This is a genomic window from Otariodibacter sp. (assembly GCF_029256985.1).
In the GTDB taxonomy this organism is placed as follows: Bacteria; Pseudomonadota; Gammaproteobacteria; order Enterobacterales; family Pasteurellaceae; genus Otariodibacter.
The window spans coordinates 1-16,323 of sequence record NZ_JARIDQ010000070.1; the positions used below are offsets into that span (position 1 = coordinate 1).

The following is a 16,323-nucleotide window of genomic DNA, read 5'->3' on the forward strand; positions in this document are numbered from 1 at the left end:
CTTTGTACAACCATTAATAAGATAGACATACCTGTACCAATAGCTTCCCCTGTTGAAAGTGAACTACTTTCTGCTCGCATCCAACCGTCAGCACCACGATAGGTTTCGACTTCAAGGTCAAGGTAATTGCGATAATCTAATAATTCTTCGCCAATGGTTTGTGGGGTACGTTGTCCCATTTCAATATGTGGATTGACACGTTTATACAACATCGCTAACGCCTCAGAGAAACTTAATTGCTGATTCTCGAAAAGATCACTATGTTGTTCACGTTCACTTGATAAAGCATTAAGTAAAATTGCGTGCGTATCACGAATATTCACCACTAAACGCACGCCTTTAACCTGACCAAAGGCGATATTTTGTAGCCCTTGGTTGAGTTGTAGAATACGATTTTGCTCACGCTGAATGGTTTTACGTAAAATATTTGCCACACTTTCCGCACTGATCGCCAATTTCTTCTCACGGCTAGTTAGTTCATTAGTTAAGCGAGATAACTCAATTTCCATTTGCTCAATCGCATCAATTGGATCATCTGTTTTAATAATATCTTGACGAATACGTTCACGCAGATGTTGGTAAACGGAAATAAAGAATGCAACTTTATGCTCTGGTTTACGGCTATCTTCAGACAAACGTAAGGTATCACGCAAATATTCATTATCCGCAACGGCTTGACGCAACGCACCCAACGCTTTATCAGAAATAGAACGTAATTCTTCGCTAGAGAGATAAGCTAACTCACGACGATTTAAGCGTTTTTCCACATCACTATCTCGTGACATCTTTAACACTAAGCACCAACTTTGTTTTGCTTGTACCACAATTTCACGTTGAGTGTGATAATCACGTTCTGCTTTACGCACCGCTTTAAGCATTCCGTCCATTTCAGCTTGAATTACAGCTACTTGTTTTTCAACATAGCTACGACGAGTACGTTGTTGATTTAAGCGTTGTTGAGCTTCATCACGGCGAACTGTTGCACGCTCTACTGCTTCAGGATCATTACGAATACCGTATTCATCCATTTCATGTAATAGCTCTTGTAATAATTGATTTTTGGTATCATAAGTACTACGCAATACGGTTAGAACTTGATTATATTCCGTTAATTTTGCTTGAGTTTGACGTAATTGCTCACGAGCTTTCTCACGATCAGCTTGAGCATTCGCTAATTGCTGACGAAGTTTTTCATTCAATGCTGAACCTTCTGCACCTACGCTATCTTCATAACTAAAGTGCAAGCGACGATTCATCACATCTGCAAGGCTAAATACTTTCTGTTTTAGCAATTTTTGTTGCTCAACTGACCGCTTATAATCCGCTTGTAATTGATCAAATTGAGTTGGGTCGCTCTTTAACGCCACCGCAATTGGCTCAAGTTGTACTAAATATTGCCCAAACTGACGAATATATTGTTCATCTTCTTGTGCTTCTAATAATTGCTCACGATAAATTTCCACTTTATCCGCTAATGAATCATCCGCCAACAAACTCACTTGTGGTAACAATTTATTCAATAATTGCAATTCAGCTTTGACATTATCTAACTGATGGCGAATTTGTTGTTCTTGCCCGCTTGCTTGGGCTAAATCACGCTCAATTTCTGCTTGTTGTTGAGTGATTTCTTGCATTGCCAATTCAGGATCAGGCTGAAATGCAAGAGATAAATGTGTGCCGACAAATTGGCTCAAGTGTTGATATAATCGTTGGCATTTCTGAACATCAAAGGCTTTTTCTGCGTGTTGTTCAGACGTTTCATCACGCTCAATTTTTAATTTTTCAAGCTGTTGTTCACGAGATGCTCGACCAAATAATGGTACTTCTGGGAATTTAGAATAACGCCATTGACGGTTTGATACCTGTACCACCACTCCATCAGCGACTTCTTCTGCATCAAATACATTATCATCGAACGAATTCGGATCACCTTCGATCAAATAAAGATCATCAGGACAATCATCTAAATGTTCTAACTGTGATTTCACTGTCTTTAAATCTCGCACCACAATGGCATGACGAGCTTCGCCATATAAGGCAGAGAAGTAAGGTGCATCTTCTAAAGATACATCTTCATACAATTCAGATAAAAGTACACCACCTAACTTTTCAGCTAAATGATTTAAACGAATATCCTCTGCACCATCTGGTTGGCTTAAGCGGGAGATTTTTTCATCTAAACTCTGCTCTTTTCTCGCTAATTTATCACGAGCTAAAGTTGCTTCACGCTCTTTATCGAGCGTATTCTGCATAAATTGCATTACCGATTGGCTTGCTTCAAATATTTCACCACATTGTTCTTGTAAACGAGCCAATGCTGATTGAGCCGTATGCCACGCAGGTGCAGATTGAGCTAATTGTTGATATTGTTTAGCTAATTGATCTCGTTGCTGACGATGGGTTGAACGCATTTCAACAATTTCTGATAATTCGTCCTCTAAATCTTCTAAGCGAATTTGTTGCTCTTCATAGTAGCTATCGAGTTCGGTAACGTTATCAAGTGTAATTGTTGATTGTGATTTATGAGCGAACTCATTAAATAAACGCTCTGCATTCTGTTGTTGATGCAAGCGTTGCTCTAATTCTGCTAATTTTTGACGTAAAGTCACCGCTTGTTGAGCTTGTGCTTTTTGATTCGGATAAGCATCGAGTAACGCTTTTGCCTCATCCCACGCTTGCAAGCGGTCAGTTCCACCTGAAATTTTGCAAACTAACTCATATGCCTTATCAAATTGGCTTTTCGCCATATCAGATACGGAAAGACGTTGCTCTAAATCGAATACTGTATCTGTGATCTCATCCGCTTGTGCAGAAAATTCCGCGTGGTAATCTTCTACATTGTGTAAATCAAGTTGCGGTAAACCACACAACTGTTTAGCTTTTTCTAAGGCTTGAACGGCTTGCTGATACTGTAAGGCTCTAGTTTGTTGAGCATCTAACGCTTGTTGATAATCAGCCATTTGAGTACGCAAATCTTCAACTAATTCATCCGATGAATCCGCTTTTTCCTGTGCATACTCCACTTGCTCGTGGACTTCTTCCACAGCAATTTGTTGCTCTTCTAGCTTTTCAGATAATTCTTCAATATCTATTTGATAGCGTTCAACCTTTTCTTGATGACGCATTGCATTCGAGACAAGATTAAGATGATCGGATGCCTGATTATATTCTGCTTCTAATTGTGATTCTGATTGAGATAAATCTTCCGCTTCTTTGCTAAACTCGACTAATCGTTGTTGCTCTGTGGTTAGCTTAGATTTTGCTTGATACCATTCCTGACGTTTTTCTATGGCATCTTTAACGTTACCCTGTCGCTCATTTGCATGACGCATATAATCTGCGGACACATAATTGGTCGATTCAGTGATTAACTTTCTAAACATATCACGATCAGATTGGGTTAATTTGATCGCTTCTAATGTCATACGGTTTTCACGTAATGCCGACTCCATATCTTGGAAAGCTTGTTGTACCCCCATATTTTCTGGCAACAAATAGTCACGCAAAGATTTAGTAATTACGCTTGAAATCCCTCCATATAATGAAGCTTCAATTAATTTATAGAATTTACTACGGTCTGATGAGGATCGTAAACGTTTTGGTAATACCCCTAAATCAAATAAGAAACTATGATAATCGGTTATTGAATTATATTGTTTAAACGTTACTTCTGACTCTTCAAATTTTTCTTTTAAGTCATTTAATGACAATACACGCGCACTGCGATCACCCACTTGTTCAGTTAAAACAGTGATAATTGACTGCGTTTTTGGAATATTTAGTAAGGAAAAAGATTTAATATCGACTTTCTTATCTCGTCCCGCTATTTGTTGTAATCGCACACCTGAAATAATTCGTTCGCCACGCGAGTTTTCACTTTCTAATACTGCATAACAAACACCCGCTTTTAATTTACCATATAGCCCTTTATCTCTTGAGCTAGAGGTTGAACCTGCTTCGGTGGTATTACGGAAATTTAATAGACTTAAATCGGGGATAAGTGCAGTAACAAAGCCCGCCATTGTGGTTGATTTACCAGCCCCATTACCACCTGATAATGTAGTGACCAATTCATCTAAATCAAAGGTACGAGCAAAAAAACCATTCCAGTTAATTAGCGTTAATGAGCTAAATTTCCCACGGACAATCCCTTCCGCACGAGCAAGCGGTGCGATTGGTGCAACAGTTTGCGATACGCTATTTTCCATTATTCTTCCTCACCCATTAATTCAGTTTCATCATCAGAATCTTGTTCAATTTCAGTTTCGATATTTTGTAAATTTGCTGGAATAGTCGCTTCCCCAACTTGTAATAAACGGCGTTGTGCTTCTCTTGGATCTTCGCCTGAACGCACATCCGCACCAAAACGGAATACTGACTCTGAAATAATAAATTTTTTGCTATTCTGATCACCTACTCGACTAATCATCCCAATACGTTGTAAACGGCGTAATGCTCCACCCACTTTTTCTTGCAGTTTTGCTTTATCTAAATCTGAACCGTTAGAGCGAGGATTGACCGCTTTTAATAATTTTGTTTCATCCGCCAAGCTTAATAATTCTTGATAGACTTCGTCATAGCTAAAAATACCCTGTTGTGCCAAGCGTTCTGGACTGAGATAAAGATAACAAAGCACTTTCCCCACTAGCATTTCCATTTCACTCATCGCACTACGAGGAATCAACGTTGAGGCACGAGGGCGTAAATAGAAAAAGCCTTCTGGCGCACGAATTAATTCAACGTGATAACGACGATAAAAAAGTTCTAGTTCAGATTGATAATCCATTAAAAAAGCGTGTTCATCCAACGCTTCGATGCCAATATGTCGCCCTGAACGTAACTGGCTATCTAGTGCAGGGAAAATCGGATTAGCAATTGCGTGTGCTAATTTCGTTGGGATAAGATCTTGGGTTTCTGTCATAGTTATTTCTCAGTCTATATGCTGTATTTTATAGGTATACGTTAGCTATTTTGGTAAATTTTTACTTAAATCTAACCGCTTATACTTTATATTGATCAATTACATTTGCTTGCACTTCAGCACCATCATCATTAATCGGTTGCCAATTTGGATAAACGGCTTGGTTATCATCACTGGCCATACCTAATTTAACCGCTTGATCAACAATAATTCTTGCCACATCAAAATGGCGAGAAAGTGGATATTTCGCAAGTTGCTCTTTTAAAATTACACTTAAATCGATTGGCTTACCTTCTTCACGGTAAGGAATAAGATGAGCTTGCATAATGGCAATAATCTGTTCTTGTACATCAGAAACTGATTCATATTCTAATTCACTCGGCAATTCACCTACTGCTTCAGCATCATTGAGTTCACTTTCATCATCACGTAAATCTAATAGGCTGTCCGCTTTAGCGGTATAAAGCATCCAAGGTGCATCAAAATAATCTTGAATAGATTGACGTAAACGCTGTCCGAATACACGATTTTTATCCATATCTATTGCAGTACGAATAAATTTATGTACGTGGCGATCATAGCCGATCCATAAATCAATGGATTGTTGCCCCCAGCTAATAATGCGGTCAAGTTTATTTTGTAAATTAACCACCATCACATCAACAAAATCTAAATCATTACGTCCAATTAAACAGCTTTGGATACGCAATAATTGTGCTTGTAACTTATCACCAGCTGCATTTAATGTATCTTGTAACTCTCGTAAATTGACCGAGGTTTCATCTAATAATTGCTGACAAGTTGTAATTGCCTCATGCCAATTCTGGCTAAGTAACGTAGCAATGCGTTCACGAATTTGTTGCTGATTTTCATCCATCATTCGTTGTGAAAGATCGATGCTATCGAAAATTTCCGCCACAGAATACTTCAATGGCGCAAAGACTTGTTGTCGCCAAAAATGCTCATCGCCCCCTTCCTCTGCGGAGGCTGATGCACGCTGAATTTCATTTGCAACAATAGAAAGTTGTAGTGATAAACGTAATGTTGAAAATTCACGCTGACGAATATAGTAACTGGCAACTCCCACACCCAATGGTGTTAAGCGATAAATTGCTAATCCTTCGGTAAATTCACTACTGAATCGGTTTAAAAATCGCTGTTTCACTAAATCATTAATAGCATTATTAGCACGTTGAGAGAGTGTGGATTCGGATTGTTCAAATCCTTCAGATACATAACGAAATAGATCAAGTAGGTCGCTTTCTAATAATTCGCTATCGAATCTATCATTGTTATACAGCGAAATAACTAATAAAAAAGCTAGACGATCCGTTGGTAATGAAAGGGAGAACTCTCGATCTTTTGTCCAAGAGATAAGTTCTGGGAGGGTTTGAACTAATTCATTATGCATAAGCGATTCAATTACCATTATCAATCAAAAAATGGCTTATATTGTAACTTAATCAACTCAAAATAGGAAAGGCAAGCGGTTAGATTATGCGATTTTTTTGCATAAATTCTGAATCATTAACTTGGCAATATTTATATTACTGACTTTCTCTATCATTTCTAGACCTGGACTTGCATTCACTTCAAGGATCATTGAACCCGTTTGAGATCGTATAAGATCCACTCCTGCCACATCTAAACCTAATGCTTGTGTCGCTTTAATTGCGATGTTTTGTTCATGCGACGATAACTCGATGGGTTCTGCATACCCACCTTGGTGAATATTGGCACGAAATTCACCGCTTGTACCGAATCTCGCCATTGTTGCCACCACTCTATTGCCAATAACAAAGGCTCGAATATCTTGTCCACTCGCTTCTTCAATATATTTTTGTAACAGCGATTTTACTTTGGCACTACGTAAGGTATCCAATAAACTGACAGTGCTTCGCTCATTTTCCGACAGCATTACCCCCACACCTTGTGAACCTGCTATCGTTTTAATAATGGCACTTGGCGAGAATGATTTAACCGTTTGTGTCGTTGAAAAGAGATCACCCGTAAAAACCGTATCAGGTACAGGTAAATTAGCTGCTGCCAATAATTGCAGACTTTGCCATTTATCTCTAGCTAATCTAAATGCTTGCGAAGAATTTAGCACAGGAATTTGCTGTGCTTCAAAATGCGATAACACATAACAGCCCATTTCTGTACTACTTATACCGAATCTTGGCAAAATAGCAGAATAGGTATCTAATAATTGAGGCAAAGGACGATTTTTATCATAGCTTTCACCAAGCTGATAATAACATTGAAACTGCCCTTTCGAGAGATGTAACGAAAAACGGTTAGGATCCAAAATATCTATTTTAAACCCTAACTGCTCACTTTCTTGCTTTAGCCGTTGGCAACTATATAGCCGAGGTTCACGGCAAAGCATTAATAATTTCATCGTTTCAACAAACCTTGTTTTTGTAGATATGGCAAAACATTCGGACGTACTGGTTGCTCTAATGCTTTTTTAATGCCATCTTGCCAGTGTAATCCTTTTCCTGAACGTTTTTCATAGTAATCAAATAATTCTTGATTATAACTATCAACGGCTTTTTGATCTAATTCTGGATAACTATTTTCATAAAGCATTAATTCTTTAGGTACTCTTGGTTTCAGTTCTGGATCTTGATCAGGGTAACCTAAACACATCCCAACCAAAGGTGCACAATATTCGGGTAATTGTAAAAGCTCAGAAACTTGCTCAATATTGTTTCTTAATGCACCAATATACACACCACCAAGCCCTAGTGATTCTGCCGCTAAAAGCACATTTTGTGCCATAATCCCAGCATCGACTGCGCCAATGATTGTTACTTCCGCCCAATCTAACTGAGCATTTGTATTAAGTTGGTGATGCTTTTGGAAATCAATACAAAATACCAAAAACTCTGCACACTCTTCCACATAAGTCATACCAGATGCTTCTTTGATACCCTGACGGATTTTAGGATCAGTAACCCGTACAATAGACACAGCTTGAAGATGATTGGAACTTGATGCTCGACGTCCAGCATCAATCAATGTATTGAAAATTTCTTCTGAGATAGGTTGATTAGTAAATTTACGAATGGAACGATGAGATAAAATAGTCTCAACAGTTTGTTTACTGTTCATTTTTATATCCTTTGTTAATAAATTATCTAATTAGTCGTCACATCAGTTTTTATCGATTTTATTCGATTACAATTTTTCTAAATATTGGCGACCGCCTAAATTGCGAACTTGAGAGATTATCCATCTTTGCTTTTTACGCATTTGTGCGTTTGGATTTGATACCTTAAAGATAATCGGATTAGGTAATGATGCTGCAAGTAATGAGGCTTCAGATAAATTAAGTGATGCTGCACTTTTATTAAAGTAATGTTTAGCCGCAGCTTCTACTCCAAAAATACCTTCACCAAATTCTGCAATATTGAGATAAATCTCAAGTATTCGTTCCTTACTCCAAAGCGTTTCAATCAATAATGTCAAAGGAAGCTCAATTCCTTTTCTGATCCAACTTGTCCCATGCCAAAGGTAAAGATTCTTAACGGTTTGTTGTGAGATTGTTGATGCTCCTCTTAGTTTAGCATCACCAAAGATACTTCCTGTCACAACACTTTTAATTGATTCCCAATCTATACCATAATGTTGAGCAAACTTTTGATCTTCGCCAGCAATCGCAGCCATCTTCATTTGCCATGCTATCTGGTCAGAACTCGCCCATTCATAATTTTGATGATAATCAGCATTGTTAATATGCTCGATCTGCTGCTCGAGCATATACGCAGAAAATGGAACAGGAACGATAGAAAATAACAATGAGAGCAAGAAATACAAACTGCTAAATAATACAACTATTCGACTAATAAAAAACCATAACCAGCCTTTTATTGTTTTTATTTTCGAGGAAGGGATAAAATATTTACGTAAACACCACTTCGTTAAACTAAAACTAGTCTTCGACATTTAATTTATTACTTATCCAATCACGAATTTCTGGTTCAACTGTTTTTAACATATTTGAACCTCGAGTTATAGTTGCAGCACTTGTATTCAATTGCTGCTGTATCTCCCGTTGAGGCTCTTGCCCATTTAATAATGCATCTATTATTTGTACACGCAAGCCTAATGAACTTCGTTCATCAGTGGTTAATAACATTGAAAGCAAATCTTCTACCCGATCTTCTACAACTGATTGCTTAAGTAAATCGATAAATCTTTGCCACTCTTTTGGATCTCTTTGTTGATAAAGTGCTTTCATAACAATCTTTTTAAAATAACAATAAATAATGAAATGCAAATTATGATCTGCATCTCACCGCTTGCCTACTATTTTTCTACTTACCTGTACGTTGATCGTCTAATTCTGCACCTTTAGGTACATTAAATTTAAATAAATTAGCAGATACTCCCGCAGTGGTAATATTTCTTAAAACATAAAGATTGCTCTGTCCATCATTCTCAATAGTACTAAAGCCTTTCAATAATCCATTACTATCAATACGAATGTCAAATTGTTTAATATTACTTTTTGTCTTAGGTTTTAAAATAAAAGCATCCATATTTTGCTCAACATCATACTCATTCCAATATTTTTTATCATTACTTGTTAATAAGACAAAGGGAGTATTATTTACTACATCACTGACCCAATTTGCTGTAACTTGGGATACAAATGGATCATAAAACCAAACTGTTTTTCCATCTGATACAATTAAATTTTCTTGTGGTACTTTTGTATCCATTCTAAACAGATTAGGTCGTTTCACTTGAAATGTACCAGAACCTTGCTGGACTATAGTCCCCTTACTTGAACGTACTATTTGTTGGAAATTTGCACTATATTGGGTTATAGAATCTAAACGTTTTTGTAGTTCTTGCACTGATTGAGCATCAGCAAACGCCCATGACGTTACTGATAAACATGATAAACAAATAAGCGATTTTTTAAAAAAATTATTCATTCAATATCCTTTTCTTTTCGGAATAACTAGTTGGACAAGTTCAATATAAAAAGTTCATTAGGGCTAAAGCAACTAAAAATCAATTCCTGTACCCAAGCCTACTCCAACCCCAACACCATTAGAGCCTCCGCTAGCCTTAACACCACCATCAACAGCACATCCTGTTAGAACGATTATCATCATTAAGACTAAAAATTTCTTCATTCCTTATTCCTTTTCTTTGAAAACTGATATACATTCATTATTACTGAGTCGGCATTCTACTTGTTTTAAGTACATTAGATCAATTTTAAAGGAAAGTTTATGAAAAAATTGTTACAATCCCTCTTATTTATCTTCTTTTTCATAACAGCCTGTCATGCAAGTATTAATATTACTGAAGGTGAAATTAATAGTTATCTAAATAATGAATTAGAAAAGAAAATTACACTTAAGGATTCTGTTGGTATTCATAAAATATTTGAACTTGATTATGATCTACACGATCTCAGCACTCAAATTGGAAGAACTTTAGAAAAAAATGTCGAAGTGTCTGGCACAGTTGATGGATTGTTAAAAATAAAGAGAAAGCACTATCCAGTAAAAATTAATATCAACATTACTACAATGCCTTACTATGATCCAAATAGAGGAGAATTATTCCTAAAAGATATTAATTTAAAAAAATGGAAAATTTCTCCTGCAAAATATCAAGATGATCTACGATATTTTATGCCTTTTATTATAGATGGTTTATCTTCAATATTAAACTCAACACCAGTCTATACACTAGATGAAAGTAAAACAAAAGAGTTACTTATCAAAAAAGTTGCAAAAAAAATTATTGTAGTAGATGGAGTATTAAAGCTAGAAACTACAATATTTTAGGTGTTTTAGTAAAAATTTTGTGATCAATATCTATATTTTAAATATTGCTAATTGAGAATCTTATTTTTTTTATTAAGATCAACGGTATATAAACAATAACGGAGATATTACAATGGAAATAGGCATCGTAAAATGGTTTAACAATGCGAAAGGATTTGGTTTTATTACATCAGAGGTATTTGAAGGCGATATTTTTGCTCACTTTTCAGTAATTGAAGGCGAAGGCTACCGAACACTCAAAATGGGACAAAAAGTCCAATTTGAATTCACTAACGGAGATAAAGGAGCTTCTGCGTCACGAATTGTTCCAATTATTGAATAATTCATAGCAAATTTTATCTTACTTTCTGCCCGACTGTTCTTTTAACAACAGAACAGTCTTGGTTTTATTATCAATTATAAATAGAAAAAACACAGATGAATTAATCTATCTGTGTTTGTAGTTCTACTCCAAACTGAGTATGCCTATTTAAGCAAAACCTTGTAATTCAGGATTAATAGGTGTATTAGCAATATTATTAACGTAGTTACATAAGGTCGCTAAACTTACACCAAGGATTACATCAATCGCATTTTGTTGGGTGTACCCTGCATCAAAAAATACTTTTAATTGTGCTTCTGATAATTTTGCTTTTTGCAACATTACAGTCAAAGTAAAACGAGCCAAAGTATCCAATTTATGATCACTTTCAATACGTGTTGTTGTACGAATAGCCTCAACTACTTCTTTAGGCATGTTTAATAATTTTAACGCAATTTTAGTATGTCCAGCGACACAGAAACCGCAACCATTTACTACTGCTGCTGTAATTTGGACTACTTCTCTCTCTTCTGCGGTCAAACTATTTCGTCCATTAATGCCTCCAACAGTACGATAAGTTTCAAGAGCTGTTGGAGCATTAGCTAACACACCTATTAAATTGGGTACAAACCCATTTGTATTTTTAACAGCTTTTAGTATTTCTTTTGATTGTTCTGGTGCTGTTTCATAAGTATGAATTTGAAATGTACTCATTAAATATTTTCCTTTAAGTTAAATAAAATTTCAGGGAGACTAAACCTGATAGACAAAAAATAAAAATAAGACTTTGCTATATTGAGTACAATTTAGTTATATATTGTAAAATTTTCATCTGATCCGACCGCTTACTACTTTTTGCTGAATTTGTTCATGGTAAAATAAAGAATCAATTATTAATAGATGTATCTAACAATGAATAAAATTGAACGCTTATTTGCCAATAATCATGCGTGGGCAACTAAAATGAAAGATGAGCAATCTGATTTCTTTAAACAGTTGTCTGAACATCAAAAACCAAGTTATCTTTGGATTGGCTGTTCTGATAGTCGAGTTCCTGCTGAAAAACTAACCGGGCTAGAACCTGGTGAGTTATTTGTGCATCGCAATGTGGCAAACCTTGTAATCCATACGGATCTAAACTGTCTATCTGTAGTGCAATATGCAGTAGAAGTACTTGAAATTGAACATATTATTATTTGCGGACATACAAATTGTGGTGGGATAAAAGCTGCTATTGGTACAGAAAACTTTGGTCTAATCAATAACTGGCTACTCCACATTAAAGATTTATGGTTTAAGCATAGTCACCTACTCGGCAAACTTTCCTATGATCAACGTGTAGATATGCTTACTCGTATTAATGTTGCAGAACAAGTTTATAATCTAGGTCGTTCTTCTATTATTGATTCTGCATGGAGAAAAGGACAATCTGTTTCTATTCATGGGTGGGTGTATGATGTAAATGATGGTTTTTTAATTGATCAGGGCGTTATTGCAAATAGCCGTGAAACACTTGAAATTACTTATCGTCAAGCTATTGCTAAATTACTTACAGAAGCAGATGAAATAAGTGCTAAAAATGAAATTGAACAAGATAAAAGCGAATAATAGATAACAAAAAATAGCGGTAGTAAAACTACCGCTATTTACATATTCTTATTTCAACTGAGCGAATGCTTGAAGCAGATCAGCTTTAATGTCCTCTATATGTTCTAAGCCTACAGAAAAACGTAGTAATTTGTTATCAATACCTCTTGCTATACGCTCTTTTTCTGGAATATCCATATGGGTTTGTGTTGCTGGATAAGTAATAAAACTTTCTGTGCCACCTAAACTTTCAGCAAAAGTAATTAATTTAATGCTTTTTAAGAAAGTATTGACCCAAGCTTCATCTTGTAAGCGGAAAGATAACATTCCCCCTTTACCTGAATATAATACATCTTGCACTTGAGGCTGTTCTGCTAAAAATTTGGCCAATGCAGTTGCATTTTCTTGATGACGTTCAACACGCAATGCTAATGTTTTTAAGCCACGAATAATCAAGTAAGAATCAAATGGTGAAAGTACTGTCCCTGCCCCATTCTGCATATAGTACAAACGCTCACAAAGCTCTTTACCTTTTGCTACCACTACGCCAGCAAGCACATCGTTGTGTCCCGACAAATATTTAGTCGCACTATGGATAACAATATCTGCACCTAAATCAAGTGGTTTAAATAATACTGGGGTTAAGAAGGTATTATCCACAATTAAAATTAAATTATGTTTTTTGGCAATTTTTGCTATTGACTCCACATCACACTCTTCCATCAATGGATTTGAGGGTGTTTCCACAAAAATGGCTTTTGTATTTGGAGTAATGGACTTTTCAATAACAGATAAATCCGCTGTATTGACATAAACAGGTTTTACCGCATGGTTGTGTTTATGACTAAAATCAAGTAAGCGATAAGTACCGCCATACACATCACTGGAAATAATCCACTCATCTGGTGACCTAAAAAGCGACATAATCAGTTGAATCGCTGCCATACCTGAAGCACAAGCAAATCCTGCATCTCCATGCTCTAATTTCGCAATCCCTTCTTCTAAGACACTACGTGTAGGATTCTTCGTGCGAGTATAATCAAACCCTGTTGATTCGCCTATTCCGTGATGCCCATAAGCAGTTGATAAATAAATAGGTGTTGCAACTGCTCCCGTTCGAGGATCGGTTTTATTACCTAACTGTACAAGAGTTGTTTCAATATTATCGTAATCATTATTTATGTTGTGTTGCATATTTATTCCTTATTTTTATTATGGTAAAACTTTATTGGAATCTGACCGCTTGTATTGATTATTATAAGTTATTGAGATCCAATACATCTGTCATATCAAATAATCCTGCTTTTTTATCTTTGAGCCATTTAGCTGCTCTGACTGCACCTTTAGCAAAAGTCATTCGACTTGATGCTTTATGAGAGATTTCGACACGTTCACCTTCATCTGCAAACCATACACTATGTTCACCAACTACATCACCTGCACGAATAGTTGAAAAACCAATTTCATCACGTTTACGTTCGCCAATAATCCCCTCACGAGCAAATACACCGTGTGTTTTTAAATTACGTCCTAAGGTTTTTGCAATATGCTCCCCCATTGAAAGTGCAGTGCCAGATGGTGCATCAACTTTATGGCGATGGTGTGCTTCAATCACTTCAATATCACTATACTCCCCCATCACCTTAGCGGCTTTTTCTAATAGCTTAAAGACTAAATTCACACCTACACTGTAATTAGAGGCAAACACAATCGCAATCTTTTTAGAAGCAGATTGAATCGCTTGTTTACCTGCATCATCAAAACCTGTTGTACCAATTACCATTGCTTTATGATGAGCTTCACAAATTGCAATATGGGCTAAAGTACCTTCTGGACGAGTAAAATCAATCAATAAATCAAACTGATTAAGTTGGCTTTCTAGGTCATCACTGACTTTAACATCGATTTGCCCAATGCCTGCTAATTCTCCTGCATCTGCTCCTACCAAAGATGAGCCTTTTCGCTCAAAAGCTGCACCTAACTCTACTCCATCTGCTTGAGTTACAGCTTGAATTAATTGGCGTCCCATACGACCGCCAGCACCAACAATACCAATTCTTAATGTCATATATCCTTCCTATTTGTATTTATCTATCTAACTATATGAAAGCGGTAAGATCTGATTATAATTTTGCAATTTTTCGTCAATAACTTACCGCTTGTCTATTAACCGTTTAACTGTGTCTATTTTCGTTTTTACCCACTACATTTTTACTGATAACAGCAATATGTACGGTGATTTCCTCACGATCGTGGTAAAGATGTTTTGCTTGAATCTTAAACCAAAAACCATGCTTAGTTAATTCCTCTTCCAAGTAAGCTAAACATAATTTCACCTCTTGATAGCGTTTTTTCATTGGCAACTTGAGGTTAAAGATCGTTTCTCGACACCAACCATTGATTAGCCACTTAGCAATCAGCTTACTAATTCGAATAGGCTGCTCAACCATATCACACACTAACCAATCGATTTTTGTACGTTTAGGCGGTTGGAATTTAAAACCATCTTCAGAACAATGCTCTATCCTACCCGTATCGTGTAAACTTGCCGCCATTTTGCCGTGATCAACAGCATAGACAAATAATCCACGTTTAACTAATTGGTACGTCCAACCACCCGGACAAGCCCCAAGATCGACCCCGATCATTTGATCGCTTAAACGTTTCTTCTCTTCATTTTCAGGAATAAAGGTTAAAATCGCTTCTTCTAACTTTAATGTAGAACGGCTCGGTGCATCTGCTGGGAATTTTAATCGCTGAATCCCCATAAAAAATGGTGATTGATTGCTATTGTAAGCATAACCAACATAGCACTTACCGGAAGCAATAAATAGAATATGTAAGGTAATGCTATTTTTTACCGTTTCTCTCGCTTTTAGCCATTCTTGCTTTTTCAATTGACTACGCAATGGAACGGTAAATTTCCGACAAAACGTTAATAATTCTTTTGCTTCATTGGTATCGGGTGTTTCTACCACAATATCGCTACTCAATTTCGGCTCAATCTGTTTATACACGTCAATAATCGGTGTAATTCGATCCTTTTCAGGAAGATCTTGCAATAAATCAGACACTACCATTATTTGACGCACAAAAATCAACAGCTCTAATTTTAACTCTTTAGCCAGCCTATCGGCATCGCCTTTTTGATAACATTCAAAAATAACAAAACCACTGTTCTCTTTTAAATTGGCAAACCCAAATACCCCTAAATCTGCCGCTTTATCTGAAATCTCACCTGCAACTTCTTTTTCAAATCCAGAACGACACAATAATGCAAGTTTATTCATTTATTGTTTCTTCCTTTAATACTAATGAACATTAAGGCTGCCCACCCAACTAGAAAAGCCGTACCACCTATTGGAGTTAGCCAAACCAGTGCTTTGCTTGCCCCCAATGCCAATAGATACAAACTTCCACTAAATAACACAATACCGAGCGTCCAACTTCCACCAATTATGGCAAACGCTTTTGCTCGGCAAGCGGGTGGATTTTGCGTCTGATTTGCAATTTGAAAGAATCCTAATCCAATTAATGCGATTGTATGAAACATTTGATACTTCAAACCAGTATCAATCCACTCTAATGCTTTTTCATCTAAAATCGAAGCAAGCCCGTGTGCTGCAAATGCACCTAAAGCGATACATAAAAAGCCACTTAACGCCCCAATAAATAACCATTTGTTTTTCATTTTTTCT

17 protein-coding genes are annotated in these 16,323 nt (G+C 36.4%); 3 read left to right on the forward strand and 14 right to left on the reverse strand.

The window, feature by feature from the left end; genetic code table 11:
- From mukB to Q1J40_RS07085, 9 genes are all read right to left on the reverse strand, one after another.
- On the reverse strand, positions 1-4,208 hold a 4,208-nt coding region (gene mukB / locus Q1J40_RS07045), incomplete at its 3' end, for a chromosome partition protein MukB (RefSeq protein ID WP_301099390.1).
- Positions 4,208-4,921 (reverse strand): chromosome partition protein MukE, encoded by a 714-nt coding sequence (gene mukE / locus Q1J40_RS07050; RefSeq protein ID WP_301099392.1) that lies wholly within the window; start codon positions 4,919-4,921, stop codon positions 4,208-4,210. The genes mukE and mukB, both read right to left, overlap by 1 nt.
- Positions 4,922-5,000: 79 nt before the next feature.
- A complete protein-coding gene (gene mukF, locus Q1J40_RS07055) occupies positions 5,001-6,332 on the reverse strand; it encodes a chromosome partition protein MukF (protein WP_301099393.1) in 1,332 nt (443 codons plus the stop codon).
- A gap of 84 nt (positions 6,333-6,416) precedes the next feature.
- Positions 6,417-7,322: an ATP-grasp domain-containing protein gene (locus Q1J40_RS07060; RefSeq protein WP_301099395.1), complete on the reverse strand. Its 906-nt coding sequence runs from the start codon at positions 7,320-7,322 to the stop codon at positions 6,417-6,419.
- On the reverse strand, positions 7,319-8,038 hold the full coding sequence (gene nfsA, locus Q1J40_RS07065; protein ID WP_301099397.1) for an oxygen-insensitive NADPH nitroreductase: 720 nt from the start codon (positions 8,036-8,038) through the stop codon (positions 7,319-7,321). The genes Q1J40_RS07060 and nfsA overlap by 4 nt, the downstream gene beginning before the upstream one ends.
- Positions 8,039-8,104: 66 nt before the next feature.
- Positions 8,105-8,872, reverse strand: coding sequence for a monofunctional biosynthetic peptidoglycan transglycosylase (mtgA, locus tag Q1J40_RS07070; RefSeq protein WP_301099399.1), 768 nt, complete (start codon positions 8,870-8,872; stop codon positions 8,105-8,107).
- A complete protein-coding gene (trpR, locus tag Q1J40_RS07075; RefSeq protein ID WP_301099401.1) occupies positions 8,859-9,167 on the reverse strand; it encodes a trp operon repressor in 309 nt (102 codons plus the stop codon). The genes mtgA and trpR overlap by 14 nt, the downstream gene beginning before the upstream one ends.
- Positions 9,168-9,243: 76 nt before the next feature.
- On the reverse strand, positions 9,244-9,870 hold the full coding sequence (lolA, locus tag Q1J40_RS07080) for an outer membrane lipoprotein periplasmic chaperone LolA (RefSeq protein WP_301099402.1): 627 nt from the start codon (positions 9,868-9,870) through the stop codon (positions 9,244-9,246).
- A gap of 72 nt (positions 9,871-9,942) precedes the next feature.
- On the reverse strand, positions 9,943-10,074 hold the full coding sequence (locus Q1J40_RS07085) for a hypothetical protein (RefSeq protein WP_301099403.1): 132 nt from the start codon (positions 10,072-10,074) through the stop codon (positions 9,943-9,945).
- 99 nt (positions 10,075-10,173) lie between these two features.
- Between Q1J40_RS07085 and Q1J40_RS07090 the strand changes: the two genes are divergently transcribed.
- Positions 10,174-10,737 (forward strand): YceB family lipoprotein, encoded by a 564-nt coding sequence (locus Q1J40_RS07090; RefSeq protein WP_301099405.1) that lies wholly within the window; start codon positions 10,174-10,176, stop codon positions 10,735-10,737.
- Between the two features lie 112 nt (positions 10,738-10,849).
- Positions 10,850-11,059 carry a cold shock domain-containing protein CspD gene (cspD, locus tag Q1J40_RS07095; protein WP_301099407.1) on the forward strand — a complete coding sequence of 70 codons (210 nt, stop codon included), beginning with the start codon at positions 10,850-10,852 and terminating at the stop codon, positions 11,057-11,059.
- A 147-nt stretch (positions 11,060-11,206) separates the two neighbouring features.
- Here cspD and Q1J40_RS07100 read toward each other — a convergent pair whose 3' ends face one another.
- Positions 11,207-11,752, reverse strand: a complete 546-nt coding sequence (locus tag Q1J40_RS07100) for a carboxymuconolactone decarboxylase family protein (RefSeq protein ID WP_301099408.1) — start codon at positions 11,750-11,752, stop codon at positions 11,207-11,209.
- 198 nt (positions 11,753-11,950) lie between these two features.
- On the opposite strand from Q1J40_RS07100, the gene can reads away from it, so the two are divergent.
- Positions 11,951-12,646, forward strand: coding sequence for a carbonate dehydratase (can, locus tag Q1J40_RS07105; protein WP_301099409.1), 696 nt, complete (start codon positions 11,951-11,953; stop codon positions 12,644-12,646).
- Between the two features lie 48 nt (positions 12,647-12,694).
- Here the strand turns inward: can and Q1J40_RS07110 are convergent, their stop codons facing one another.
- From Q1J40_RS07110 to Q1J40_RS07125, 4 genes are all read right to left on the reverse strand, one after another.
- A complete protein-coding gene (locus Q1J40_RS07110; protein ID WP_301099411.1) occupies positions 12,695-13,819 on the reverse strand; it encodes a methionine biosynthesis PLP-dependent protein in 1,125 nt (374 codons plus the stop codon).
- A 61-nt stretch (positions 13,820-13,880) separates the two neighbouring features.
- Positions 13,881-14,693 (reverse strand): 4-hydroxy-tetrahydrodipicolinate reductase, encoded by an 813-nt coding sequence (gene dapB / locus Q1J40_RS07115; protein ID WP_301099412.1) that lies wholly within the window; start codon positions 14,691-14,693, stop codon positions 13,881-13,883.
- Positions 14,694-14,799: 106 nt separating this feature from the next.
- Positions 14,800-15,915: a 23S rRNA (cytidine(2498)-2'-O)-methyltransferase RlmM gene (gene rlmM / locus Q1J40_RS07120; RefSeq protein WP_301099414.1), complete on the reverse strand. Its 1,116-nt coding sequence runs from the start codon at positions 15,913-15,915 to the stop codon at positions 14,800-14,802.
- A complete protein-coding gene (locus tag Q1J40_RS07125) occupies positions 15,912-16,316 on the reverse strand; it encodes a DUF423 domain-containing protein (RefSeq protein WP_301099416.1) in 405 nt (134 codons plus the stop codon). The genes rlmM and Q1J40_RS07125 overlap by 4 nt, the downstream gene beginning before the upstream one ends.
- Positions 16,317-16,323 lie beyond the last annotated feature (7 nt).